The 25,258-nt window shown below is 65.1% G+C and carries 21 protein-coding genes; 11 read left to right on the forward strand and 10 right to left on the reverse strand.

Features of this window, described 5'->3' with window-relative positions; genetic code table 11:
• Window positions 1-137 precede the first annotated feature (137 nt).
• Complete coding sequence (ffh, locus tag ACMGG8_RS29135) at window positions 138-1,514, reverse strand: signal recognition particle protein (RefSeq protein WP_060837688.1); 1,377 nt, start codon at window positions 1,512-1,514, stop codon at window positions 138-140.
• Window positions 1,515-1,722: 208 nt separating this feature from the next.
• On the opposite strand from ffh, the gene ACMGG8_RS29140 reads away from it, so the two are divergent.
• From ACMGG8_RS29140 to ACMGG8_RS29150, 3 genes are all read left to right on the forward strand, one after another.
• On the forward strand, window positions 1,723-2,535 hold the full coding sequence (locus tag ACMGG8_RS29140) for an inner membrane protein YpjD (RefSeq protein WP_060837687.1): 813 nt from the start codon (window positions 1,723-1,725) through the stop codon (window positions 2,533-2,535).
• 9 nt (window positions 2,536-2,544) lie between these two features.
• The gene (locus tag ACMGG8_RS29145) at window positions 2,545-3,774 is read left to right on the forward strand and encodes an HlyC/CorC family transporter (RefSeq protein WP_414158862.1); all 1,230 of its coding nucleotides are present in this window, start codon (window positions 2,545-2,547) and stop codon (window positions 3,772-3,774) included.
• Between the two features lie 319 nt (window positions 3,775-4,093).
• Window positions 4,094-5,410: an MFS transporter gene (locus ACMGG8_RS29150; protein ID WP_414158863.1), complete on the forward strand. Its 1,317-nt coding sequence runs from the start codon at window positions 4,094-4,096 to the stop codon at window positions 5,408-5,410.
• Window positions 5,411-5,487: 77 nt separating this feature from the next.
• On the opposite strand, the gene purT is transcribed toward ACMGG8_RS29150, so the two are convergent.
• From purT to ACMGG8_RS29175, 5 genes are all read right to left on the reverse strand, one after another.
• Window positions 5,488-6,669 (reverse strand): formate-dependent phosphoribosylglycinamide formyltransferase, encoded by a 1,182-nt coding sequence (purT, locus tag ACMGG8_RS29155; RefSeq protein WP_129405424.1) that lies wholly within the window; start codon window positions 6,667-6,669, stop codon window positions 5,488-5,490.
• Between the two features lie 100 nt (window positions 6,670-6,769).
• On the reverse strand, window positions 6,770-7,237 hold the full coding sequence (locus tag ACMGG8_RS29160; protein ID WP_414158864.1) for a preQ0 transporter: 468 nt from the start codon (window positions 7,235-7,237) through the stop codon (window positions 6,770-6,772).
• A 123-nt stretch (window positions 7,238-7,360) separates the two neighbouring features.
• Window positions 7,361-7,576: a DUF1289 domain-containing protein gene (locus ACMGG8_RS29165; RefSeq protein ID WP_060837682.1), complete on the reverse strand. Its 216-nt coding sequence runs from the start codon at window positions 7,574-7,576 to the stop codon at window positions 7,361-7,363.
• Window positions 7,573-8,097 carry a gamma carbonic anhydrase family protein gene (locus ACMGG8_RS29170; RefSeq protein ID WP_060837681.1) on the reverse strand — a complete coding sequence of 175 codons (525 nt, stop codon included), beginning with the start codon at window positions 8,095-8,097 and terminating at the stop codon, window positions 7,573-7,575. The genes ACMGG8_RS29165 and ACMGG8_RS29170 overlap by 4 nt, the downstream gene beginning before the upstream one ends.
• A 55-nt stretch (window positions 8,098-8,152) precedes the next feature.
• Complete coding sequence (locus ACMGG8_RS29175; RefSeq protein WP_060837680.1) at window positions 8,153-8,752, reverse strand: CoA pyrophosphatase; 600 nt, start codon at window positions 8,750-8,752, stop codon at window positions 8,153-8,155.
• 146 nt (window positions 8,753-8,898) lie between these two features.
• Here ACMGG8_RS29175 and ACMGG8_RS29180 point away from each other — a divergent pair, with 146 nt between their 5' ends.
• The 7 genes from ACMGG8_RS29180 (at window position 8,899) to nagE (ending at window position 17,427) form a co-directional block, all read left to right on the forward strand.
• Window positions 8,899-9,450: an NUDIX hydrolase gene (locus ACMGG8_RS29180; protein WP_414158865.1), complete on the forward strand. Its 552-nt coding sequence runs from the start codon at window positions 8,899-8,901 to the stop codon at window positions 9,448-9,450.
• Window positions 9,451-9,499: 49 nt separating this feature from the next.
• Entirely contained in the window at window positions 9,500-10,003 is a 504-nt protein-coding gene (locus ACMGG8_RS29185; RefSeq protein ID WP_047301939.1) for a L,D-transpeptidase family protein, read from the forward strand.
• A 274-nt stretch (window positions 10,004-10,277) separates the two neighbouring features.
• A complete protein-coding gene (locus tag ACMGG8_RS29190; protein WP_060837678.1) occupies window positions 10,278-11,009 on the forward strand; it encodes a GntR family transcriptional regulator in 732 nt (243 codons plus the stop codon).
• Between the two features lie 29 nt (window positions 11,010-11,038).
• Window positions 11,039-12,145, forward strand: a complete 1,107-nt coding sequence (gene nagA / locus ACMGG8_RS29195; protein ID WP_060837677.1) for an N-acetylglucosamine-6-phosphate deacetylase — start codon at window positions 11,039-11,041, stop codon at window positions 12,143-12,145.
• Window positions 12,126-13,148, forward strand: a complete 1,023-nt coding sequence (locus ACMGG8_RS29200) for an SIS domain-containing protein (protein WP_108544403.1) — start codon at window positions 12,126-12,128, stop codon at window positions 13,146-13,148. Before nagA ends, ACMGG8_RS29200 begins: the two co-directional genes overlap by 20 nt.
• Before the next feature lie 27 nt (window positions 13,149-13,175).
• Window positions 13,176-15,698, forward strand: coding sequence for a phosphoenolpyruvate--protein phosphotransferase (gene ptsP, locus ACMGG8_RS29205; RefSeq protein WP_108544892.1), 2,523 nt, complete (start codon window positions 13,176-13,178; stop codon window positions 15,696-15,698).
• 22 nt (window positions 15,699-15,720) lie between these two features.
• Window positions 15,721-17,427, forward strand: coding sequence for an N-acetylglucosamine-specific PTS transporter subunit IIBC (gene nagE / locus ACMGG8_RS29210; RefSeq protein ID WP_108544400.1), 1,707 nt, complete (start codon window positions 15,721-15,723; stop codon window positions 17,425-17,427).
• Between the two features lie 123 nt (window positions 17,428-17,550).
• Here the strand turns inward: nagE and ACMGG8_RS29215 are convergent, their stop codons facing one another.
• Window positions 17,551-17,862, reverse strand: a complete 312-nt coding sequence (locus ACMGG8_RS29215; protein ID WP_060837673.1) for a YqfO family protein — start codon at window positions 17,860-17,862, stop codon at window positions 17,551-17,553.
• 5 nt (window positions 17,863-17,867) lie between these two features.
• Window positions 17,868-21,764 (reverse strand): phosphoribosylformylglycinamidine synthase, encoded by a 3,897-nt coding sequence (gene purL, locus ACMGG8_RS29220; protein ID WP_060837672.1) that lies wholly within the window; start codon window positions 21,762-21,764, stop codon window positions 17,868-17,870.
• Window positions 21,765-22,051: 287 nt separating this feature from the next.
• Here purL and mltF point away from each other — a divergent pair, with 287 nt between their 5' ends.
• Complete coding sequence (mltF, locus tag ACMGG8_RS29225) at window positions 22,052-23,512, forward strand: membrane-bound lytic murein transglycosylase MltF (protein ID WP_060837671.1); 1,461 nt, start codon at window positions 22,052-22,054, stop codon at window positions 23,510-23,512.
• A 66-nt stretch (window positions 23,513-23,578) separates the two neighbouring features.
• Here the strand turns inward: mltF and pdxJ are convergent, their stop codons facing one another.
• Window positions 23,579-24,325: a pyridoxine 5'-phosphate synthase gene (pdxJ, locus tag ACMGG8_RS29230; protein WP_060842554.1), complete on the reverse strand. Its 747-nt coding sequence runs from the start codon at window positions 24,323-24,325 to the stop codon at window positions 23,579-23,581.
• Between the two features lie 132 nt (window positions 24,326-24,457).
• Complete coding sequence (gene recO / locus ACMGG8_RS29235; protein WP_060837669.1) at window positions 24,458-25,147, reverse strand: DNA repair protein RecO; 690 nt, start codon at window positions 25,145-25,147, stop codon at window positions 24,458-24,460.
• Window positions 25,148-25,258: the final 111 nt, after the last annotated feature.

Below are 25,258 nucleotides of genomic sequence, written 5' to 3' on the forward strand. Positions count from 1 at the left end.
GGCGCCTATCGGCTGCCACTCAGATTTGCTATGGAGCCGCCGCAAGCGGCAGCGAGTGAGCGCGCCCCAATCGAGGGTTTGCCCAGGATTCCACGTCCCCGTGGAAATGCGCCGACATGACTGCCGGCGCGGATTCTTCAGATCTTCGGCATGCCGCCGCCGGGCAACATTCCGCCCATGCCGCGCATCATCTTGGCCATCCCGCCCTTGGCGGAGAACTTCTTCATCATCTTCTGCATCTGCTTGTGCTGCTTGATCAAGCGACCGATGTCCTGCACCTGGGTACCGGAACCCATGGCGATCCGGCGCTTGCGCGAACCGCTGATCAGCTCAGGGTCGCGGCGCTCGGCCGGGGTCATGGAGTTGATGATGGCTTCCATCTGCTTGAACTGCTTTTCAGCGGCGCTCTGTGCGTTGCCCATCTGCGCCAGATTGACGCCGCCGATGCTCGGCAGCTTGTCCATCAGGCCGCCCAGGCCACCCATGTTCTTCATTTGTTGCAGCTGGTCGCGGAAGTCTTCGAGGTCGAAGCCCTTGCCCTTCTTCAGCTTCTTGGCCAGTTTGTCGGCCTTTTCCTTGTCGAGGGTCTGCTCGGCCTGCTCGATCAGACTGAGCACGTCGCCCATGCCCAGGATCCGCGAAGCGATACGCTCAGGGTGGAACGGCTCCAGGGCCTCGGTCTTCTCGCCCATACCGATGAACTTGATCGGCTTGCCAGTGATCGCGCGTACCGACAGCGCGGCACCGCCACGGGCGTCGCCGTCGACCTTGGTCAGGATCACCCCAGTCAGCGGCAGCGCATCACCAAAGGCCTTGGCGGTGTTGGCGGCGTCCTGGCCGGTCATGGCGTCGACCACGAACAGGGTTTCCACCGGCTTGATCGCCGCGTGCAGCGCCTGGATCTCGTCCATCATCTCGCTGTCGACGTGCAGGCGACCGGCGGTGTCGACGATCACCACATCGATGAACTTGAGTTTTGCTTCCTTAATAGCCGCTTCGGCGATGGCCACCGGCTTCTGGCTCAGGTCCGACGGGAAGAAGGTCACGCCGATGTCGTTGGCCAGGGTCTCCAGCTGCTTGATCGCCGCCGGACGGTAAACGTCGGCGGACACCACCATCACGCTCTTCTTCTTGCGCTCCTTGAGGAAGCGCGCAAGCTTGCCGGCGGTGGTGGTCTTGCCCGCGCCCTGCAGACCGGCCATCAGCACCACGGCTGGCGGCACGGCGCTGAGGTTCAAGTCTTCGTTGGCCGCGCCCATCAGACTTTCCAGCTCGGCCTGGACGATCTTCACAAAGGCCTGGCCCGGGGTCAGGCTGCGGGACACTTCGGTGCCGACCGCACGTTCCTTCACCGAGTTGACGAAGTCCTTGACCACCGGCAACGCGACGTCGGCTTCGAGCAGCGCCATGCGCACTTCGCGCAGGGTGTCTTTGATGTTGTCCTCGGTCAGCTTGGCCTTGCCGGTGACATGGCGCAGCGTCTGCGAGAGACGGTCGGTTAGGTTTTCAAACATGCTCGATCCTTTCAGGCCCAAGGTAGACCGGGGTAATGGCGGCCCAGAGCGTAATAAACAAGTGCTCGATGAGCCTGCGGCGTGGGCAGGTCGCGGATTATAGCGAAGACTGTGCGTGGCGGACACCTCGCCGTCTGCTTGCGTGGTCTTTCAGGGCTGTGGGTTCTATGCCAAACTCAGCGACTTTCGGGCCTGCCTAACAGGATTTATGCTCCCCTTGTCACCCAGCTTGCTACCCACCCTCGCCGCCGCCGTCCTTTATGCCGCTGCGACCTTCTATCAAGGCTCTCGCCTGGCCTCCGGCGCCAAGGCAAACAAGCGCCTGCTGGTTACGCTGGGCATCCTGGCCCTGCTCGCCCACGGCCTCAGCCTGCTGACCCACCTGCTGACTCCGGCGGGCCTGGGCCTGGACTTCTTCAGCGCTGCCAGCCTGATCGCCGCCGCGGTCATTGCCCTGACCCTGCTGGCCTGCTGGCGGATTCCGGTGGAAAACCTGCTGGTGCTGTTATTTCCCCTGGGCGCCCTGACGGCCCTGCTGGCGCAGTTCGTGCCCACCGGCACGGTGCCGGTGATCGATGAGGAGCCGGGGATTCTCGCCCACATCCTGTTGTCGATCCTGGCCTACGGCATGTTCACCATCGCGGTCTTCCAGTCGTTGCTGCTGCTGGTGCAGGACCACCAATTGAAGAACAAGCACCCTTCCGGCCTGATCAGGAACTTCCCGCCCCTGCAGACCATGGAAAGCCTGCTGTTCGGCTTTCTCTGGGCCGGCTGGACCCTGCTGTCGCTGTCGCTGATCTCCGGCTGGCTGTTCGTCGAAAACCTGTTCGCCCAGCACCTGGTGCACAAGACCTTGCTGGCCTGCCTGGCCTGGGTGGTGTTCAGCGTGCTGCTGTGGGGTCGCAACCGCCTGGGCTGGCGCGGGCACAAGGCGATTCGCTGGACCCTTGCAGGTTTCTGCCTGCTGATGCTGGCGTACTTCGGCAGCAAGCTGGTTCGTGAATACATCCTGCACATCTGACGACCGGCCATGACCGACTCCCTGCCCTCCGGGCCCATGCTCGCGGTAATCGCCCTGCTGATCGTCTGGTCGGGGCTATTCACCGCCATCGACGCCGCCCAGCAACACCTGCTGACCCAACGCAACGGCTCGCGCTCCGGTGACAAACCGACAGCGCGACTGGCCTTCCCCAAGGAAAGCCTGATCCTGTGCAATACCCTGTGCCGGGTCCTGGCGGTGATCATCAGCACCTTGCTGGCGCTGTTCTACTGGGCGGAAGAAGGCCCCTGGCTGGCCTGCCTGATCAGCACCAGCGGCTTGCTGGTACTGGCCGAATACCTGCCCCGCACCCTGGCATTGCGCTATCCGGAAGGCACCCTGAGCTTCGGCAACAGCCTGCTGGCGATCCCCATGAAGCTCGTCTATCCCCTGGCCTGGCTGCTCAACGTCATCGGCCAACTGCTGTTGCGCCCGTTTGCCGCCAAGGCCAGCGCGGTCAAGCACAGCGACGACGATCCGGCGCTGCTGGACGACGAGCCCGCGCCTCAGGAACACCACGCCCTGTCCGGCATCCACGCCCTGGACAACATCACCGTCAACGACATCCTGGTGCCCCGCAGCGAAGTGCAGGGCATCAACCTCGACGACCCGATCGAAGAGATCATTGCCCAACTGCGCCTGAACAAGCGCACCCGGCTACCGGTATTCCACAGTGATATCAATCAGGTCGAAGCGGTGCTCAACACCCGGCAGATCCGCCACCTGCTGCCCGACGCCAGCCTGACCAAGGAAGCCCTGCTGGCCGCCTGCCACGAACCCTACTTCGTCCCCGAAAGCACCCCGCTGCAACTGCAACTGCTCAACTTCCACAAGCAGCAACGGCGCCTGGGCATGGTGGTGGACGAATACGGCGAAGTGCTGGGCATCGTCACCCTGGAAGACATCCTCGAAGAAATCGTCGGCGAGTTCGAAAGCGAGCACAGCCTGGACAACCCCCACATCCACCCGCAGGCCGACGGGCGTTATGTGGTGGAAGGCGCGGCCTCGATTCGCGAACTGAACAAGAGCCTGGGCTGGCACCTGCCCAGCGACGGCCCCAAGACCCTCAACGGCCTGGTCACCGAAGCCCTGGAAACCATTCCCGACAGCGCCGTGTGCCTGAAGATCGGCCGCTACCGCCTGGAGATCCTCGAAACCGAGGAAAACCGCGTCAGCCGCGTGCTGCTCTGGCACACCAGCAGCGTTCCCGCCCGGGTCTGACTCGCAGCCGATACGCCACAGGCGCTGATGCTGGCGCCCTGTCCCGCCTGCAACGGGCTCTCAGGGCCTGGCGCAGTGACGCAAACCCGGCAACGAGCACAGGCCTTGTTGGATCGTTAGCAGCCTTTCTATAATCGCGCTGCTTACCCAAGCCCCGCAGATCCGCGTGCTACCCGCACCGCAGACGATCCTGCAGGCATCACCCGCCACCGTTCGACGTCACTCCCATCCCGAGTGACGAGCGCGCCAAACCCACATCCCTGGGTGCTCGACCATAATAATTCGCTCCACAGGAGCACAGACTGTCAGGGATATCCGCATGACGACCAGCACCACCTACAGCGCCGCCGCGCCTGCCCAACCGAGCAACTCCGCCTCTCGGGTGGCCACCGCCAGTTTTATCGGCACCGCCATCGAGTTCTACGATTTCTACGTCTACGCCACCGCCGCCGCGCTGGTGATCGGACCGGTGTTCTTCCCCCAGAGCTCCGGCACCGCGCAGATGCTCTCGGCCTTCTTGACCTTCGGCATCGCCTTTCTCGCCCGCCCACTGGGTTCGGCGCTGTTCGGCCATTTCGGCGACCGCATCGGGCGCAAATCGACCCTGGTCGCTTCGCTGCTGCTGATGGGGGTCTGCACCACCCTGATCGGCGTGTTGCCGGGCTACGACAGCATCGGCGCCTGGGCACCGATCCTGCTCTGCGTGCTGCGCTTCGGCCAGGGCCTCGGACTGGGCGGTGAATGGGGCGGAGCCGCTCTGCTGGCCACGGAAAACGCCCCGGCTGGCAAACGCGCCTGGTTCGGCATGTTCCCGCAACTGGGCCCCTCCATCGGCTTTCTCGCCGCCAACGGCCTGTTCCTGGCCCTGGCCATGGGCCTGGACGACGAGCAGTTCCGCGCCTGGGGCTGGCGCATTCCGTTTCTGCTCAGCGCCGCGCTGGTGATGGTGGGGCTCTACGTGCGCCTGAAGCTGCACGAAACCCCAGTGTTCGCCAACGCCGTGGCGCGCCAGGAGCGGGTGAAGATGCCGCTGGTGGAACTCTTCAGCCAATACTGGATGCCGGTGCTGCTGGGCGCCGCCTCGATGGTGGTGTGCTACGCGCTGTTCTACATCTCCACGGTGTTTTCCCTGAGCTACGGCGTCGCCACCCTGGGTTACAGCCGCGAGACGTTCCTCGGCCTGCTGTGCTTTGCCGTGCTGTTCATGGCCGCGGCGACCCCGTTGTCGGCCTGGGCCAGCGATCGCTTCGGGCGCAAGCCGGTGCTGGTGGTTGGCGGCGTGCTGGCGATTCTGTCCGGTTTCACCATGGAACCGCTGCTGACCCAGGGCTCCACCGCCGGTGTGGCGTTGTTCCTGTGCATCGAGCTGTTTCTGATGGGGGTGACTTTCGCCCCGATGGGCGCGCTGCTACCGGAGCTGTTTCCGACCCATGTGCGCTATACCGGCGCTTCGGCGGCTTACAACCTGGGGGGCATTGTCGGTGCTTCGGCCGCACCCTTCTTCGCCCAGAAACTGGTGGCGATGGGTGGGTTGAGCTGGGTAGGCGGGTATGTGTCGGGGGCGGCGATCCTGAGCTTGATCGCGGTGCTGTGCCTGAAGGAAACGCGCAATAACGATTTGAATCGGGTCGTTTGAGCGACCGCTTCGCGAGCAAGCTCGCTCCTACAGGTTCAATCCGGACCTTGTAGGAGCGAGCTTGCTCGCGATGCGTCTCAGAGTTCGACGACGACCGCTTGTGCAGCACGGGTCGCCTTGGCCCGGGCCGCTTCGATCGACTCGTCACGGGCCAGGGCCACGCCCATACGCCGCTGGCCGTTGACTTCCGGTTTGCCGAACAGGCGCAGCGCAGTGTCCGGCTCGCTCAGGGCCACGCCGAGGTTGGCGAAGGCGGTCTGGGTGGACGTGCCTTCCACCAGGATCACCGCCGAGGCCGAAGGCCCGAACTGGCGGATCTGCGGGATCGGCAGGCCGAGAATCGCCCGCGCATGCAGGGCGAACTGCGACAGATCCTGGGAAATCAGGGTCACCAGGCCGGTGTCGTGAGGGCGCGGCGACACTTCGCTGAACCACACCTGATCGCCCTTGATGAACAGTTCCACGCCGAACAGGCCGCGGCCGCCCAGGGCTTCGGTCACGGCCTTGGCCACACGCTCGGATTCGGCCAGGGCTTTGGGGCTCATGGCCTGCGGCTGCCAGGATTCCTGGTAGTCGCCCTTCTCCTGACGATGACCGACCGGCGCGCAGAAGGTGGTGCCGCCCACGTGGCGCACGGTCAGCAGGGTGATTTCGTAGTCAAAATCGATGAAGCCCTCGATGATCACCCGGCCCTTGCCGGCACGCCCGCCTTCCTGGGCGTAGTCCCAGGCTTTCTGCACGTCATCGACGCTGCGCAGCAGGCTCTGGCCCTTGCCCGAGGAGCTCATCACCGGCTTGACCACGCACGGGAAGCCCAGGTCTTGCACGGCCTTGGCGTAGTCTTCGAAGGTGTCGGCGAAGTGGTACGGCGAGGTCGGCAGGTCCAGCTCTTCGGCGGCCAGGCGGCGGATACCTTCGCGGTTCATGGTCAGCGAAGTGGCCCGCGCGGTCGGGATCACGGTAAAGCCTTCAGCTTCCAGCTCCACCAGGGTCGCGGTGGCGATGGCCTCGATTTCCGGAACGATGAAGTGCGGCTTCTCGGCTTCGATCACCGCCCGCAGCGCTGCACCATCGAGCATGTTGATCACGTGGCTGCGATGGGCCACTTGCATCGCCGGGGCGTTGGCGTAGCGGTCCACGGCAATCACCTCGACACCCAGGCGTTGCAGCTCGATCACCACTTCCTTGCCCAACTCACCACAGCCACAAAGCAAGACGCGGGTCGCGGTTGGCGACAATGGAGTTCCGATACGAGTCATCTGAAGGTCCTCAAAGGAGCGAATCATCGAGGGCCGAGCGCCAGGCGGACGACCCAAGGGGGAAAGAGCGCGGCATTTTACATGAACCGCGGCCTTTGGCTCAGCCGGTGCACGCCGCTTTGCGCAAACGCCAGGCCATGGCCAGCCAGACCACGGTGACCCCGGCGAACTTCGAGCCCAGGGCGGTGAGGATCACCCCCGGGGTCATGGCATCGATCATGCCGTAGAAGATGAAGGTATCCAGGGGAATGCTCAGGGCCGAACTGATCCACAGGCGATCATGCAGGGGCCGCTTGGTGATGCTGAACACCAGCCAGTCGATGCATTCCGAGACGGCGAACGCGCTGGCGCTGGCCAGGGCAATGGTCGGGTCGGAGGTGACATAGGACAACACCAGGGCCGCCAGCATGGCGACGACGGCGCCATGGCCGAAGCGAGTCTGCACCATGTCCCGCAGGACAAACACCAGCCCGCCCCAGGCCGACCAGACGATATCCAGCTGCGGCGCGACGGAAAAGGCGTAGTTGATCAGCACGACACTGCTGATATAGGTGATCAGGAAGAGCATGGGGCGAAGAGTACCTGTCGGGAAGGCGCACAGGTTACTGCAGGCCAGGGGTTGGGCCAAGAAACCCTTGCGCCGGCAAGCTGGCTCCCGCGCATTGCCTGCAGGAGCCGGCGATTGGCCGGATCAGCTCGCCGAGCTGGAACCGACCATCCACAACAGTCCACTGGACTTGGCCCGCTCGTGGCACAGGGCCAGGACGGCGCGGCGCTCGTTGTTGTCCATGCGACTCCAGCGGGTGATTTCCTCCACCGTGCGCTGACAGCCGGTGCAGATGTCCTGTTCATCCAGGGCACAGATGCTCACGCAAGGCGAGGCGACGGGTCTTTCAGGGGCAGTCATTGTTCTTGCTCAACCAGATCTCGGGCATAACGCTGGCCATTATGAACGTAGTGGGCGGCGCTGGCTTCGAGCATTTTCTTCTGTGCCTCGGTCAGCTCGCGCACCACCTTGCCGGGCGAGCCCATGACCAGCGAGCCATCGGGGATTTCCTTGCCCTCGCCGATCAGCGCGTTGGCGCCGATGATGCAGTACTTGCCGATCTTCGCGCCATTGAGCACCACCGCATTGATGCCGATCAGGCTGTAGTCGCCCACGGTGCAACCATGCAGCATGGCGTTATGGCCGATGGTCACGCCGGTGCCCAGGGTCAGTGGAAAGCCCATGTCGGTGTGCATCACGGCCCCGTCCTGGACGTTGCTGTGCTTACCGATGAGGATCAGTTCGTTGTCGCCACGCAACACGGCGTTGAACCACACACTGGCCCCTTCTTCGAGCTTGACCTTGCCCACCAGGGTGGCATTCGGGGCCACCCAGCTCTGTGGATGGGTGTCGACTCGGGCGTCGCCCAGGCGGTATTTCATCTTGTTGTCCTTATGGTTCAGGCAGCCGCGGTTTATGCCATGCCAAGCCATGGCTTCAGGTGTCGATAAAGGATTTCGGCGGGTGATGCAGGCTGATATCGGCGTCGTACAGCAGGTTGACCAGTTCGACCACCATGATCGCGGTCAGGCCCCAGATCTTGTACTCGCCGAAACGGTAGCTGGGGACATACCAACTGCGGCCCTGGTAGTCGATACGGTGGGTGTGTTCACGAGGGTCCTGGCGAAAAAACTCCAGGGGCACGCTGAAAACAGCGGCAATCTCGGCATCATTGGCCCGGTATTCGACGTAGTCGGGAATCACCCCGACGTAAGGCGTGACCTTGATCCCATGCAGGGAAATCAGCGGACTTAAGGGGCCGATGACCTCCACCAGTCCCGGCGGCAGACCGATCTCTTCCTCGGCCTCGCGCAGGGCGGTGAAGATCAGGTCCGGGTCTTCCGGATCGCGCCGGCCACCGGGGAAGGCCACTTCACCACCATGGGTCGACAGCCCGCTGGCACGCAGGGTCAGCACCAGTTCCGGTTCGTCGCTGCGGGTGATGGGAACCAACACCGCAGCCTCGGGGAAACGTCGGTCGGTCTCCAGGGTTCGTGGGGTGTAATGGCTTACCCGATGAAGTAGCTCGTCCAGCATGAGGCATCTCGATCTGTTGGCTACCGTGCATCATGCACCAATCCAATCGGTGGCCCAACCCCCGCTCCCGGGCATGTCGCTTAACGACAACTTGCCGACAACCGGACGGCGCGCCAAGATAGCCCCAGCCTTTTCGGATACCCCTCATGAAATTTTGCAGCCAGTGCGGCAACCCGGTGACCCAGCGCATTCCCGACGGCGATTCGCGCCTGCGCTTTGTCTGCGATCACTGCCAGACCATCCATTACCAGAACCCCAACATCGTTGCCGGCTGCCTGGCGACCTGGGAAGGCAAGGTGCTGTTGTGCCGCCGCGCCATCGAACCGCGCCTGGGCTACTGGACCCTGCCGGCGGGCTTCATGGAAAACGGCGAGACGGTGGAACAGGCGGCCATCCGCGAAACCTTCGAGGAAGCCTGCGCCCGGGTGCGCAACCTGAATATCTACACCCTGATCGACGTGCCGCACATCAGCCAGGTACATGTATTCTTTCGCGCCGAGCTGGCGGACCTGGACTTTGCCGCCGGTCCCGAGAGCCTGGAAGTGCAGTTGTTCGAGGAAGCCGATATCCCTTGGTCCGAGCTGGCTTTCCGCACCGTCGGTCGTACCTTAGGATGCTTCTTCGCTGACCGGCGGGCACAGGCTTATGCCGTACGCTCCGAATCCATTCCGCCGCTCTCTCAGCCTGCCATCAGTTAAACAATAAAAACGTGCACGGAATCTGTGCGCGCCTGGGGATATCGTGTCAATGCGCTGGTTGCTTGCCCTGCTGTGCTGTTCCGTCGTCACTCTATCTCAGGCCTCCACGGTGGAAACCCTGGACGGCAAGGTCATCGAAAAGGTCCTGGTGCTCAAATCCGCCCATCAACTGCAGTTGATCAATGGCGGCAAGCCACTGAAAACCTACCGGATCTCCCTGGGCAAGAAGCCCAAGGGGCCCAAGCTCATGGAAGGCGATAAACGCACCCCGGAAGGCCTCTACTGGCTCGACTGGCGCAAGACCAGCGACCGCTACAACCTGGCCATGCACATCTCCTACCCGAACATCACCGATGCCGCCCGCTCGCGTCGCGAAGGGGTCAATCCCGGCGGCATGATCATGATCCACGGCACCCCGGACACCGAAGAGTTTCCCGAGCAGTACTTCCACACCCTGGACTGGACCGATGGCTGCATCGCCATGCGCAACGTCGACATGCGCGAAGTCTGGGGCCTGGTGAAAGACGGCACGCTGATCGAAATCCGCCCTTAACGGCCTCCCGGCAAAAAATATTTCTCCCCCCGCCGCCCTCCCCGGGCGCGCATACCACTTGGCGACCCGCTGCGGGTCGCCACCTCGACTCAAGGCCTTCGCGGCCAGACCTGCCTAATACCACTTCAATCATTTATCCTCTCATACACCCCGAAAGCGCCGGATTTACTGCACTTCAGCCCGATAGGTGGCGTTGACATGGTATTTAAGTGGTATTAGTTTTTCGGCATTACCGGGCGACAACAACCTAATAACCGCATCGGAAAACCTATAGATGAATCACCTCCTGACCCTGCGTCCCGACGACTCCCAGCCGACCCCGCTGTACCTGCAACTGGCCCGCAACCTGGAAGCGGCGATCCACTCCGGCCAATGGAAAGCCGAGCAGGCACTGCCTTCGGAACGCAACCTCAGCGAACTGCTGGGCATCTCCCGAGTGACCGCGCGCAAGGCCCTGGAGGTGCTTTTCGAGCGAGGCCTGATTCGTCGCAGCCAGGGCTCGGGCACCTTCATCACTCCGCGCCTCGAACAGCCCCTGTCGCGCCTTTCCGGCTTCAGCGAGATGCTGCGCCTCAAAGGCTTCGTCCCCGGCTCGCAGTGGCTGGAACGCACCCTCACCCCGCCGACCCACGAAGAGCTGATCCGCCTCGGCCTGTCGCCCAACGACAAGGTGGCGCGGCTCAAGCGCCTGCGCAAAGCCGACGATGCGGTCATGGCCATTGAGATGAGCACCCTGCCGGCCAGCATCATTGCCAGGCCCGAGGCGGTGGGTGATTCGCTCTACGAGTACCTCGACAGCATCGGCCGCCCCGTGGTCCGGGCCCTGCAGCACATCCAGGCGATCAATGCCTCGGACGAGTTTGCCGCCCTGGTGGGCATTGCCCCCGGCACCGCCATGCTGCTGATGACCCGGGTCGGCTACCTGGAAGACAACACGCCGATCGAAGTCACCGACACCTATTGCCGCAACGACTACTACGACTTCGTCGCCGAGCTGCGACGCTGAATCCGCCCCCTGGAGCCAGAGAAACGCCCATGTCCGAAGACAACATCCTCACGCCCCAAGGCTGGGTCCGTGGCCGCCTGGTCCATGAGCACGGCAAGGTCGTGGCCATCGAAGGCAGCCCCTGCGACCCGGCGGACAATGACCTGCCCTACCTGCTGCCGGGCTTCATCGACCTGCACGTCCACGGCGGTGGCGGCCAGGACGTCATGCAAGGCCGCACAGCTTTCGAAACCATCACCCGTACCCACGTGCGTTTCGGCACCACCTCGCTGCTGGCCACCACCATGACCGCCCCCAGCGCGGAAATCAGCCAGGTCCTGGCCGAGCTCGGGGTCTACGCCGAGCAGCGCCCCCAGGGCTGTGCCCGAGTGCTCGGCGTGCACCTGGAAGGCCCCTACATCAACCCCGGCAAGCTCGGCGCCCAGCCCAACTTCGCCCACACCGCGCTCATGGCCGAAGTGGAGAAGTACCTGCAACTGGCGCCCATCCGGGTGATCACCATTGCCCCGGAAATCGCCGGCCACGACGCGCTGATCCGCGAACTCAGCGCCCGCGGCGTGCGCATGCAGATCGGCCACACCCTGGGCAGCTACGAAGAAGGCGTGGCCGCCCTCGCCGCCGGCGCCACCAGCTTCACCCACCTGTACAACGCCATGAGCCCCCTGCATCACCGGGAGCCGGGTATCGTCGGCGCCGCCCTGGCCCATGCCCAGTACGCGGAGCTGATCCCCGACCTGCTGCACGTGCACCCCGGCGCCATGCGCGTGGCCCTGCGCTCGATCCCGTGCCTGTACTGCGTCACCGACTCCACCGCCGCCGCCGGCATGCCCGACGGCGAATACCGGCTCGGCAGCCACACCGTGACCAAGTGCCTGGGCGGTGTGCGCCTGGCGGACGGCACCCTGGCCGGCAGCACCCTGACCATGGATCAGGCCCTGCGCAATCTGGTGAAGATCGGCTTGCCCCTGGCCGAGGCCTCCCAGCGCCTGTCGCAATTTCCCGCCGACTACCTCGGCATCCCCGAACGCGGCCGCCTGCAACCCGGCAGCTGGGCCGACAGCGTGCGCCTGGACCGCGCACTCACACTGACCGCCGTCATGGTCGAAGGAGAAGACATTGACTTCAAAAATGCTTGAAGAGGCGCTGTCCTCGCACAGCGCCGTCCGCAGCCAGTTGCAGCACCTGGACCCGTCCCTGGTCGAGGTCGCCGGCCGCCTGCGCCGCCAGCCGCCACAAGTGGCCATGACCGTGGCCCGGGGCAGCTCCGACCATGCCGCCAGCTACTTCGCCTACCTGACCATGCAACAGGTGGGCATCCCGGTGGCCTCGCTGCCGATGTCGGTGGTGACCATGCAACAGGCGCCCTTGCGGGTCAGCGGCCAGGCGGTGTTCGCCTTCTCGCAATCGGGCCAGAGCCCGGATCTGGTGAACAGCGTGCGCCTGCTGCGCAAGCGCGGGGCCCTCAGCGTGGCCATGGTCAATGCCGAACACAGCCCCCTGGAGGCCGCCAGCGAATTCTCCCTGCCGCTGTACGCCGGCACCGAGCAGAGCGTGGCGGCGACCAAGAGCTTTATCGCCACCCTCAGCGCCAGCGCCCGGCTGATCGGTCACTGGAACGAGGACAGCCACCTGCTGGAGGCCGGCCTGGCTCTGCCCGAAGGCCTGCAACAGGCCGCGACCCAGGACTGGAACCTGGCGGTCAATGCCCTGCGCGATTGCCAGCGCTTGATGGTGATCGGCCGTGGTGCCGGCTTCGCCATCGCCCAGGAAGCGGCGCTCAAGCTCAAGGAAACGTCGGCGATCCAGGCCGAAGCCTTCAGCAGCGCCGAAGTGCGCCACGGCCCGATGGCCCTGATCGACCACGACTACCCGTTGCTGGTGTTCGCCCCCCGGGGCGCCGAACAGGGCGGCCTGTTGAGCCTGGCGGCGGACATGCGCCAGCGCGGCGCCAAGGTGCTGCTGGCGGCACCGGATGACATCGGTGAGCGGGACCTGACCCTGAGCCGCGCGGAACACCCGGTGCTGGACCCGATCCTGGCGATCCAGAGCTTCTATGTGATGGCCGCCGGCCTGGCCGAGGCCCGCAGCATGGACCCGGATCAGCCGCGCCACCTGAGCAAAGTGACCCGCACGCACTAAGCCCCTTTGATCGACGAGTACTGCGCCATGCACAACAACAATAACGACCTGACGCTCAGTGCCCCCCTCAGCGGGCCTGTCCTGCCGCTGAGCAGCGTCCCCGACCCGGTGTTCGCCAGTGGCGCCATGGGAGACGGGATTGCCATCGACCCGCTCAACGATACGCTGCACGCGCCCTGCGCCGGGCAAGTGGTGCAGATCGCGCGCACCGCCCATGCGGTGACGCTGCGGGCCGCCAACGGTGCCGAATGGCTGCTGCACCTGGGCCTGGACACCGTCGAGCTGCAAGGCGAAGGCTTTGCCCTGCTGGTGGAACAAGGCCAGCAAGTCAGCGCCGGCCAGCCCCTGCTGCGGTTTGACCTGGACCATGTGGCGCAGCACTGCCGGAGCCTGATCAGCCTGATGATCCTGACCAACGGCGAACACTTCGAGCTGCGTCACCTGAACCTGTCTTCGGTCAAGGTCGGCGAGCCGCTGCTGCATCTCAGCCGCCGCACGGATGCCGCCAGGCCGGAGCTTTCACGGGCCGACGCCAGCGAGCAGGCCAGCGCCCGGATCCGGGTCGCCCACCGCGGCGGGCTGCACGCTCGCCCGGCCGCGCTGGTGCGCCAGACCGCGGCGGCATTCAACAGCCACTCACAGCTGAGCTTCAAGGACAAAAGCGCTCCCTGCACCAGCCTGATCGCCCTGATGGGCCTGGGCATCGGCGAACAGGATGAAGTGCTGGTCAGTTGCCAGGGCGATGATTGCCAGGCCGCCTTGCAGGCGCTGCTCAAGACGCTAGGCAGCGCCCTGGCGGACGATGCCCACGCCGCAGCGCCGGCCGCGCTCCAGGTGCTGCGCCCGGCCACCGAGGCTGGCGTGTTGCAAGGCGTCTGCGCGGCACCCGGGCTGGCTTGCGGCCCCCTGGTGCGCCTCAACGCCATGGAGCTGCCCAAGGACAGCGGCCAGCACCAACCCGAGTCGCAGCGCCAGGCCCTGAACACGGCCCTGGAGCAGGTGCGCGGGGATATCCTGCGCACCCTGGAACAGGCCCGGCAACGCCGGGATCAGCAGGAACAGGACATCTTCAACGCCCACCTGGGGCTGCTGGAAGACCCGACCCTGCTGGACGCCGCCGACGCCGCCATCGCCCAGGGACGCGCCGCCACCCATGCCTGGAGCGCCGCCATCGCCGAGCAATGCCAGGTCCTGCAACAACTGGGCAATCCGTTGCTGGCCGAGCGCGCCAACGACCTGCGGGACCTGCAACAACGGGTGCTGCGGGCCTTGCTCGGCGAAGCCTGGCAGTACCAGTTGCCCCCGGGGGCCCTTGTCGCCGCCCAGGAGCTGACCCCGTCCGACCTGCTGCAACTGAGCGCCCAGGGCGTGGCCGGCCTGTGCATGGCCGCCGGCGGCGCCACCTCCCACGTGGCCATCCTCGCCCGCAGCAAAGGCCTGCCTTGCGTGGTGGCCCTGGGCCCGGAGCTGCTTGAGCTGGAGCACCTTCCGGCAGTGGTACTCGATGCCGATGGCGGACGCCTGGAACTGGCACCGGACCCGCAACGCATCGCCCGGGTGCAAGAGGTCGTTGCGGCCCGGAGACAGCGCCGCGAGCAGCAACGCCAGCAAGCCGGTGACCCGGCCCTGACCCGGGACGGCCAGTCGATCGAGGTGGCGGCCAACGTCGCCTCCAGCGCCGAGGCCCGGGACGCGCACCAGGGTGGCGCCGATGGCGTCGGCCTGCTGCGCACCGAGTTCCTGTTCGTCGATCGGCAGACCGCCCCGGACGAAGCCGAGCAACGCCAGGCCTATCAGGCAGTGCTCGACGCCATGGGCGACAAGCCGGTGATCATCCGCACCATCGATGTCGGCGGCGACAAGCAGCTGGACTACCTGCCTTTGCCGGTGGAAGCCAACCCGGTGCTGGGCCTGCGCGGCATCCGCCTGGCTCAGGCAAGACCGGAGCTGCTGGACCAGCAATTGCGCGCCCTGCTGCAGGTCAGCCCGGTGCAACGTTGCCGGGTGATGCTGCCGATGGTCACCGAAGTGGCCGAGCTGTTGCACATCCGCCAGCGCCTGAAGCAGCTCGCCGCCGAACTGGGCCTGACCGAACAGCCGGAACTGGGGGTGATGATCGAAGTGCCGGCCGCGGCCCTGATGGCCGAGCAGTTGGCGGAACACGCCGACTTCCTCTCCATCGGCACCAACGACCTGTCCCAGTACACCCTGGCCATGGACCGCGACCATGCCGGACTGGCGGCGCGGGTCGACGCCCTGCACCCGGCCCTGCTGCGACTGATCGCCCAGACCTGCAGCGGTGCCGAGCGCCATGGGCGCTGGGTCGGCGTCTGCGGCGCCCTGGCTTCCGATCCCCTGGCCACCCCGGTGCTGATCGGCCTGGGCGTGCGCGAACTGTCGGTGAGCCCGCCGCAGGTGGGGGAAATCAAGGACCGGGTGCGCCAGCTGGATGCCGCCGAATGCCGCCGGCTGAGCCAGCCGCTGCTCGACCTCCAGGGTGCCGTCGCGGTGCGCGAGGCCTGCGCCCGGCACTGGCCGCTGAACCCATAACAAGCATTCCAGGAGAGACGCCATGTACCAGTACTTCATCGAGGGCCTGCAACGCCTCGGCCGCGCCCTGATGCTGCCCATCGCCATCCTGCCGATCGCCGGCCTGCTGCTGCGCCTGGGCGACACCGACCTGCTGAACATCGCCATCATCCACGATGCCGGGCAATCGATCTTCGGCAACCTGGCGCTGATCTTCGCCATCGGCATCGCCGTGGGCTTTGCCCGGGACAACAACGGCACCGCCGGGCTGGCCGGGGCCATCGGCTACCTGGTGATGATCTCGACCCTCAAGGTGCTGGACGCCAGCATCAACATGGGCATGCTCGCCGGGATCATCAGCGGCCTGATGGCCGGCGCGCTGTACAACCGCTTCAAGGACATCAAGCTGCCCGAATACCTGGCGTTCTTTGGCGGCCGGCGCTTCGTGCCCATTGCCACCGGCTTCAGCGCCGTGGGCCTGGGGCTGGCGTTCGGCCTGATCTGGCCGCCGATCCAGCACGGCATCAACAGCTTCGGCCAGTTGCTGCTGGAAAGCGGCAGCTTTGGCGCCTTCGTCTTCGGCGTGTTCAACCGCCTGCTGATCGTCACCGGCCTACACCACATCCTCAACAACATGGCCTGGTTCATCTTCGGCAGCTTCACCGACCCGAGCACCGGCGCGGTGGTCACCGGCGACCTGACCCGCTACTTCGCCGGGGACCCCAAGGGCGGCCAGTTCATGACCGGGATGTTCCCGATGATGCTGTTCGGTCTGCCCGCCGCCTGCCTGGCGATGTACCGCAACACCTTGCCGGAACGGCGCAAGGTGATGGGCGGGATCTTCCTGTCCATGGCCCTGACCTCGTTCCTTACCGGGGTCACCGAACCCATCGAATTCGCCTTCATGTTCCTCGCCCCATTGCTGTATCTGGTACACGCGCTGCTCACCGGCCTGGCCATGGCCCTGACCAACCTGTTGAACATCCACCTGGGGTTCACCTTCTCCGGCGGCGCCATCGACATGGCCCTGGGCTGGGGACGCTCCACCAACGGCTGGAAGGTGTTCCCGGTGGGGCTGCTGTACGCGGTGGTGTACTACCTGGTATTCGACTTCTGCATCCGCCGCTTCAACCTCAAGACCCCGGGACGCGAGGACAGTCCATCCGGGGACAAGAGCGAACTCAACGCCGATCAGCGCGCCGCCGCCTATATCAAGGCCCTGGGCGGTTCGGCCAACCTGATCACGGTCGGCGCTTGCACCACGCGCCTGCGCCTGGAGCTGGCGGACCGCAACCTGGCCGCCGACGCAGAATTGAAAGCCCTGGGCGCCCTGGCCGTGGTGCGCCCCGGCAAGGGCGGCAGCTTGCAGGTGGTGGTGGGACCGATGGCCGACAGTATCGCCGACCAGATCCGTCTGGCGCTGCCGGCGGCAGCCCCGGTCGCGGCGCCAGCGCCACCAGTCGAGGCCCCCCAATCGCTCGAAGTCTCCACCCAGGAAGCCCAGCAGTGGCTCAACGCCCTGGGTGGCCGGGACAATCTGTTGCAGGCCGACTGCGTCGCCCTGACCCGGTTGCGGGTGCAACTGAGTGACAGCCGCAGCCTGTCGGAGTCGGCGCTCGACGCCCTGGGCTGCCAGGGTATGCGGCGCATGGAGGGGGATGTCTGGCACGTGCTGATTGGCCAGAAGGCCGGGGGATTGCAGGCCGCTCTGCAAACGCTGCTGCACAAGAAGGTGGGGGCGAGAGCCTGAAGACGCCTTCGCCGGCAAGCCGGCTCCTACGCTGATCCCGTAGGTGCCGGCCTGACTGAAAAGTCCCACAAAAAAGCCCGCTGACCGTCTCCGGTGCAGCGGGCTTTTTATCGGTGGATCACTTCAGAACGTTTCAAGACGCCAGACTTCATAAGCCGGCGTCTCGTAGGGATGGCTCTGCTTGAGAGCCGCCACTGCATTGGCGATCAGTTCATCGGCCACCACCAGCTCGACCTTCCATTCCTCCACCCGCTCCACCTGACCGGTCTGCCCGAGAAACGGCTGGCTGCCGTCCAACGGGCGAAACTGGCCCTGGCCGAGCACCTGCCAGGCGCACTGGTCATAGGCGCCGATACGTCCGCCACCGGCGGCAAATACGGCGCTCTTGACCTGCTCCACATGGCTGGGAGGCACGAAGAAGCTGAGCTTGTACATCAGCCTCAGTTCACCCAGGCACGTGCGTTGCGGAACATGCGCATCCACGCCGCGTCTTCGTTCCAGTCATCCGGACGCCAGGAGTTCTGCACAGCACGGAACACCCGCTCAGGGTGCGGCATCATGATGGTGACGCGACCGTCGCGGCTGGTGAGGCCGGTGATCCCGCGCGGCGAGCCGTTCGGGTTGGCCGGGTAACGCTCGGTGACCTTGCCGTGGTTGTCGACGAAGCGCAGGGCCACGCAGCCGGACAGATCGGCTTCCAGCAGGGCCTCCTCGCTTTCGAATTCCGCATGGCCTTCGCCGTGGGCGATGGCGATCGGCATCCGCGAACCGGCCATGCCCTGCAGGAAGATCGAGTTCGACTCCTGGACCTGGACCATGGCTACACGGGCTTCGAACTGCTCGGAGCGGTTGCGCACGAAGTGCGGCCAGAACTCGCTGCCCGGGATCAGCTCGTGCAGGTTGGACATCATCTGGCAACCGTTGCACACGCCCAGGGTGAAGCTGTCGGTACGCTCGAAGAAGCCCTGGAAGGCGTCACGCGCGCGGCTGTTGAACAGCGCCGACTTGGCCCAGCCCTCACCGGCGCCCAGCACGTCGCCGTAGGAGAAGCCGCCGCAGGCCACCATGCCCTTGAAGTCGTTGAGGTCGACACGACCGGCGAGGATGTCGCTCATGTGCACGTCGATGGCGTTGAAGCCGGCGCGGTCGAAAGCCGCCGCCATTTCCACCTGGCCGTTGACGCCCTGCTCACGCAGCACCGCCACCTGTGGACGCACGCCTTTCTTGATGTAAGGCGCGGCGATGTCCTGGTTGACGTCGAAGCCCAGCTTGACGCTCAGGCCCGGGTTGTCTTCTTCCAGCAGGACGTCGAATTCCTGCTCGGCGCACTCGGCGTTGTCCCGCAGACGCTGGATCTGGTAGCTGGTTTCCGCCCACTGACGCTGCAGCAGACGGCGCTGGCCGGTGAACACGCTTTCGCCGTTGTAGGAGATGCTCACTTCACCGTTGTTGATCGGCTTGCCGATCACCGCCACGCAGTCGCCCAGACCGGCAGCGCTGAACTGGGCCAGCACGCCTGGGGTCGCATCCTGCCGCACCTGGATCACCGCACCCAGTTCCTCGTTGAACAGGATGGCGGCGATTTCCGCGGCGTTTTCCGCCACGGCGTCGAGGGTCAGGTTCAGACCGCAATGACCGGCGAAGGCCATTTCCAGGGCGGTTACCAGCAGGCCGCCATCGGAACGGTCGTGGTAGGCCAGCAGGTGGCCGTCGGCGTTGAGGCCCTGGATCACGGCGAAGAAGGCTTTCAGGTCTTCGGCGTCATCGACGTCCGGCGCTTGCTTGCCGAGCTTGCCGTGGGTCTGGGCCAGGATCGAGGCGCCCATGCGGTTCTGCCCGCGACCGAGGTCGATCAGGATCAGATCGGTGGTGCCCTTGTCCATGCGCAGCTGCGGGGTCAGGGTCTGACGGATGTCCGCCACTGGCGCGAAGCCGGTCACGATCAGCGACAGCGGCGAGGTGACGCTCTTGTCCACGCCTTCTTCGTTCCAGCGGGTGGCCATGGACATCGAGTCCTTGCCCACCGGGATGGTGATGCCCAGCTCGGGGCACAGCTCCATGCCCACGGCCTTGACCGTGTCGTACAGACGCGCGTCTTCGCCCGGGTGGCCGGCGGCCGACATCCAGTTGGCGGAGAGCTTGATGTCGCTGATCTTGTTGATCCGCGAGGCGGCGATGTTGGTCAGGGTTTCGCCGATCGCCATGCGGCCGGACGCCGGGGCATCCAGCAGGGCCAGCGGCGTGCGCTCGCCCATGGCCATGGCTTCACCGGTGTAGACGTCGAAGCTGGTGGCGGTCACGGCCACGTCGGCCACCGGCACCTGCCATGGGCCGACCATCTGGTCACGGGCCACGAGGCCGGTGATGGTGCGGTCGCCGATGGTGATCAGGAAGCTCTTGCTGGCCACGGCCGGGTGGTGCAGGACGCGCTCGATGCTCTCGGCGATATCCAGGGTGCTTGGATCGAAATCGTCACCCAGCTCGGTTTCCCGCACGGCCGAACGGTGCATGCGCGGGGCCTTGCCCAGCAGCACTTCCAGGGGCATGTCCACCGGGCTGTTGCCGAAGTGGCTGTCGGTCACGGTCAGCTGTGGCTCGGCAGTGGCTTCGCCGACCACCGCGAATGGGCAACGCTCGCGCTCGCAGATGGCCTTGAAGCGCTCGAAGTCTGCTGCGCCCACCGCCAGGACATAACGCTCCTGGGATTCGTTGGACCAGATTTCGTGCGGGGCCATGCCCGGCTCGTCGTTGGGAATGTTGCGCAGTTCGAAGCGACCACCGCGGCCGCCATCGTTGACCAGCTCCGGGAAGGCGTTGGACAGGCCGCCGGCGCCGACATCGTGGATGAAGCTGATGGGGTTGTTGTCCCCCAACTGCCAGCAACGGTCGATGACTTCCTGGCAACGGCGCTCCATTTCCGGGTTTTCACGCTGTACCGAGGCAAAGTCCAGGTCCGCCGAGCTGGTGCCGGTGGCCATGGAGGAAGCGGCACCACCGCCCAGGCCGATGAGCATCGCCGGGCCGCCGAGGACGATCAGTTTCGAACCGACGGTGATCTCGCCTTTCTGTACGTGCTCGTCACGGATGTTGCCCATGCCGCCCGCCAGCATGATCGGCTTGTGGTAGCCACGCACTTCATCGCCACGGGGGGTGTTGATGGACTGTTCGAAGGTACGGAAGTAACCGGTCAGGGCCGGACGGCCGAATTCGTTGTTGAACGCAGCGCCGCCCAATGGGCCTTCGATCATGATGTCGAGGGCGTTGACGATGCGCTCGGGCTTGCCGTACGGCACTTCCCACGGCTGTTCGAAGCCCGGGATCTGCAGGTTGGACACGGTGAAGCCGGTGAGGCCGGCTTTCGGCTTGGCGCCGCGGCCGGTGGCGCCCTCGTCACGGATCTCGCCGCCGGAACCGGTGGAAGCCCCCGGGAACGGAGCGATGGCGGTCGGGTGGTTGTGGGTCTCGACCTTCATCAGAATGTGCACCGGCTCCTGCACCGCGCCGTACTGGCGGGTTTCAGGGTTCGGGTAGAAGCGCCCGGCAACGGAACCGACGATCACCGCGGCGTTGTCCTTGTAGGCGGACAGCACACCTTCGCTGTGCATCTGATAGGTGTTCTTGATCATGCCGAACAGGCTTTTTTCCTGGCTCTGGCCGTCGATGTCCCAACTGGCGTTGAAGATCTTGTGGCGGCAGTGCTCGGAGTTGGCCTGGGCGAACATCATCAGTTCGATGTCGTGGGGATTACGCTTGAGGCCCTGGAAGGCGCTCATCAGGTAATCGATTTCGTCTTCGGCCAGGGCCAGGCCCAGTTCGCTGTTGGCTTTTTCCAGCGCGGCGCGGCCGCCGCCGAGGATGTCGATGGCGGTCAGCGGCTTGGGTTCGGCGTGGCTGAACAGGCCGGCGGCCTGTTCCAGGTTGGCCACCACGATCTGGGTCATGCGGTCATGCAGGGCATCGGCAATCGACTGGGCGTCGGCGTCGCTGAACTCACCGGTCACGTAGAAAGCGATACCGCGCTCCAGGCGCTGGACTTTGGCCAGGCCACAGTTACGGGCGATGTCGCTGGCCTTGCTCGACCAGGGCGAGATGGTGCCGAAACGCGGCAGGACCAGGAACAGACGACCGCTCGGCTCTTGTACCGGAACGCTGGGGCCGTACTTCAGAAGGCGCGCAAGCACCTGCTGTTCGTCGCCGGTCAGGACGCCGGTGACTTCGGCGAAGTGAGCGAATTCAGCATACAGGCCACTGACAGCTGGAACCTTCTGGCTCAGTTGTTCAAGGAGTTTGCTGTGGCGAAAGGCAGAAAGGGCAGGAGCGCCGCGCAGGATCAACATCTTCGGGACAGCCTCGGGAAGGGGGTGTGCTTTGAGGCCGTGCATTCTAACGTAAACCGTTGCCATCGGCACTCGAAACCCAACCCCGGGTGGCGCCCGGACGTCGGCCCGGTCCAGGCGCCCTATAACAAAGGCTCATCAGGGTCATTGCCGCGGGTTATTTTAATCGTCACATCAAGCACCGAGGCCCCATTCTTGAGGCCTCCAGCCCAGACCGCCGCTGGCTAGCAGACAAGCCCTTCGCTGTCGAGATATGGCGGCCGTTATCCTTTGCGTATACTGCGCCAATGTTTTCCCCTATGGCTTTACGTCCGCGCTGCGCCAAGTGGCTCATCGTAACCGGACTCTTCCTGATGCTCGGCGCCTGCGTTGAAAAACCCAGCACCCTCGAGCGCGTAAAGGAGGATGGTGTGCTGCGGGTGATCACCCGTAACAGCCCCGCCACCTACTTTCAGGACCGCAACGGCGAAACCGGCTTCGAATACGAGCTGGTGAAGCGCTTTGCCGACGATCTGGGCGTGGAGCTGAAGATCGAGACCGCCGACAACCTCGACGACCTGTACAACCAGTTGGGCCAGCCCAAAGGCCCGGTGCTGGCTGCCGCTGGCCTGGTGAGCAGCGAGCAGCGCAAACAGCAGGTGCGGTTTTCCCACCCTTACCTGGAAGTCACCCCGCAGATCATCTATCGCAACGGCCAGTCCCGCCCTACCAGCGCGCAGAACCTGGTGGGCAAGCACATCATGGTGCTCAAGGGCAGCAGCCACGCCGAACAACTGGCGGAACTCAAGCTCAAGTACCCCGGCATCGACTACGAAGAGTCGGACGCCGTCGAGGTCGTCGACCTGCTGCGCATGGTGGACGAAGGGCAGATCGACCTGACCCTGGTGGACTCCAACGAACTGGCGATGAACCAGGTGTACTTCCCCAACGTACGGGTCGCCTTCGACCTGGGGGATGCCCGCAGCCAGAGCTGGGCGGTAGCCGCCGGCGACGACAACAGCCTGCTCAACGAAATCAACAGTTTCCTCGACAAGGTGGAGAAGAACGGCACCCTGCAACGCCTCAAGGACCGCTATTACGGCCACGTGGACGTGCTCGGCTATGTCGGTGCCTACACCTTCGCCCAACACCTGCAGCAGCGTCTGCCCAAGTACGAGAAACACTTCAAGAATTCGGCCAAGCAGGAGAAGCTCGACTGGCGCCTGCTGGCGGCGGTGGGCTACCAGGAATCCATGTGGCAGGCCGAGGTGACCTCCAAGACCGGCGTGCGCGGGCTGATGATGCTGACCCAGAACACCGCCCAGGCCATGGGCGTGTCCAACCGCCTGGACCCCAAGCAGAGCATCAGTGGCGGGGCCAAGTACCTGGCTTATATCAAGGAACAGCTGGACGACAAGATCGAGGAGCCAGACCGCACCTGGTTCGCCCTCGCCGCCTACAACGTCGGTACCGGCCACCTGGACGACGCTCGCAAGCTGGCGGAAAGGGAAGGCCTGAATCCGAACAAATGGCTGGATGTGAAGAAAATGCTGCCACGGCTGTCGCAAAAGCAGTGGTACAGCAAGACCCGCTATGGCTACGCCCGGGGCGGCGAGCCGGTGCATTTCGTCGCCAACATCCGCCGCTACTACGACATCCTGACCTGGGTGACCCAGCCGCAGCTGGAAGGCGATCAGGTCGCCGAGGGCAACCTGCACGTGCCCGGGGTCAACAAGACCAAGCCGCCGGAAGACAATCCGCCGCTTTAACAGCCCTGGCCGGCCAGCCGACTCCTACAGAGATGGTGCAGGAGCCGGCTAGTCGGCGAAGGTCACTCAGGCCTTGGCCGCAGCCGCCAGAATCAGGGCCTTCATCTCCGCTACCGCCCCCTTGAAGCCGACGAACAGGGCATGGGCCACCAGGGCGTGGCCGATGTTCAGCTCGTTGATGCCCTTGATCGCCGCCACCGCTTCGACGTTGTGGTAATGCAGGCCGTGGCCGGCATTGACGATCAGGCCCTGGGCCAGCCCCACGGCAACCCCGTCGACGATGCGCTGCAGCTCGTCCGCCACTTCACTCGGCGTCTGGGCATCGGCATAACGACCGGTGTGCAACTCGATGGCCGGCGCGCCGACGCGCTTGGAGGCTTCGATCTGGCGCTCGTCGGCGTCGATGAACAGCGACACTTCAGAACCGATTTTCGACAAGCGCTCCACCGCCGCCTTGATCCGTGCCTCCTGACCGGCCACGTCAAGACCGCCTTCTGTGGTCAGCTCCTGACGGGTTTCCGGCACCAGGCAGATATGCGCCGGGCGAATGCGCTCGGCGAACGCCATCATCTCTTCGGTGACGCCCATCTCGAAGTTCATGCGGGTCTGCAGCACGTCCTTGAGCAGCAGCACGTCGCGCTCCTGAATGTGCCGGCGATCTTCGCGCAGGTGCACGGTGATGCCGTCGGCACCCGCCTCTTCCGCATCCAGAGCGGCCTTGACCGGGTCAGGGTAACGCGTGCCGCGGGCCTGACGCAGGGTGGCAACGTGATCGATGTTCACGCCGAGAAGAATGCGATTGCTGGTGGTCACGGAAGCGCTCCTGGATAAATGAAAATTCGCCGCACAGCATACGGGGAGAACAGGGTCTGTTGCCATTTGCACGAACGCAGAATGAGCGCTGCGCGTGGCCGGCCGCCGCCGACGGATGAGCGGCAAGTACGCCTAGGGTTTGCGAAACAGCTCGCGACTGACCAGGGGCCGCCCGCCCAGGTGCACGGCCAGGGCCTGGCGCATCAGGCGCTTGGCGGCCGACAAGGCACCGGGAGCGCTCCAGTCGGCCTCGGCCATGGCCAACAGTTCGGTGCCATTGAACAGGCCCGGTTGCAGCAGGAAGACCTGCTCCAGTCCGGCATCCACCTGCAGGCGATACAGGCCATCGGCAGCGATGGGCGCGCCGTGGATGTCGCTGTCCAGGGCGAAGCCATAGCCCAGATCGTCCAGCAGGCGCCACTCAAAGGCCCGCAGCAGGGGCTCCAGGGGCCGGCCCTCGGCCAGGGCCAGCAAGGTGGCGGCGTAGTGGTCGAACACCGCCGGATGGGGATCTTCCGCCGGCAGCAGGCGGATCAGCAGCTCATTCAGGTACAGGCCGCTGAACAAGGCTTCGCCGTTGAGCCAGGCGGCGATTCCGGCACTTTCCATGCGCCCGACGTTCTTCAGCTCGCCGCGGCCGCGAAACTCGACTTCCAGAGGAACGAAGGGTCGCGCCAGGGTACCGGCCTTGCCTCGTGCGTTGCGCAGGACAGCGCGCAGGCGACCTTGAGGGGTGAGGAAATCCACCAGGGCGCTGCTTTCACGGTAAGCGCGGCTGTGCAGGACGTAGGCAAGCTGGCCGACTGGGGCGTTGCTGGACATGGTTGCGGGGGATCTCAGGGGCAGAGAGGGAACCGGGTCCGGAGAAGGAGGTGAAGCGGTTCGCCGGCCAGCCAGCTCCTACAGGGTGTTGTAGGAGCCGGCTGGTCGGCG

This window comes from Pseudomonas sp. BNK-45 (assembly GCF_047456255.1).
Taxonomy (GTDB): domain Bacteria; phylum Pseudomonadota; class Gammaproteobacteria; order Pseudomonadales; family Pseudomonadaceae; genus Aquipseudomonas.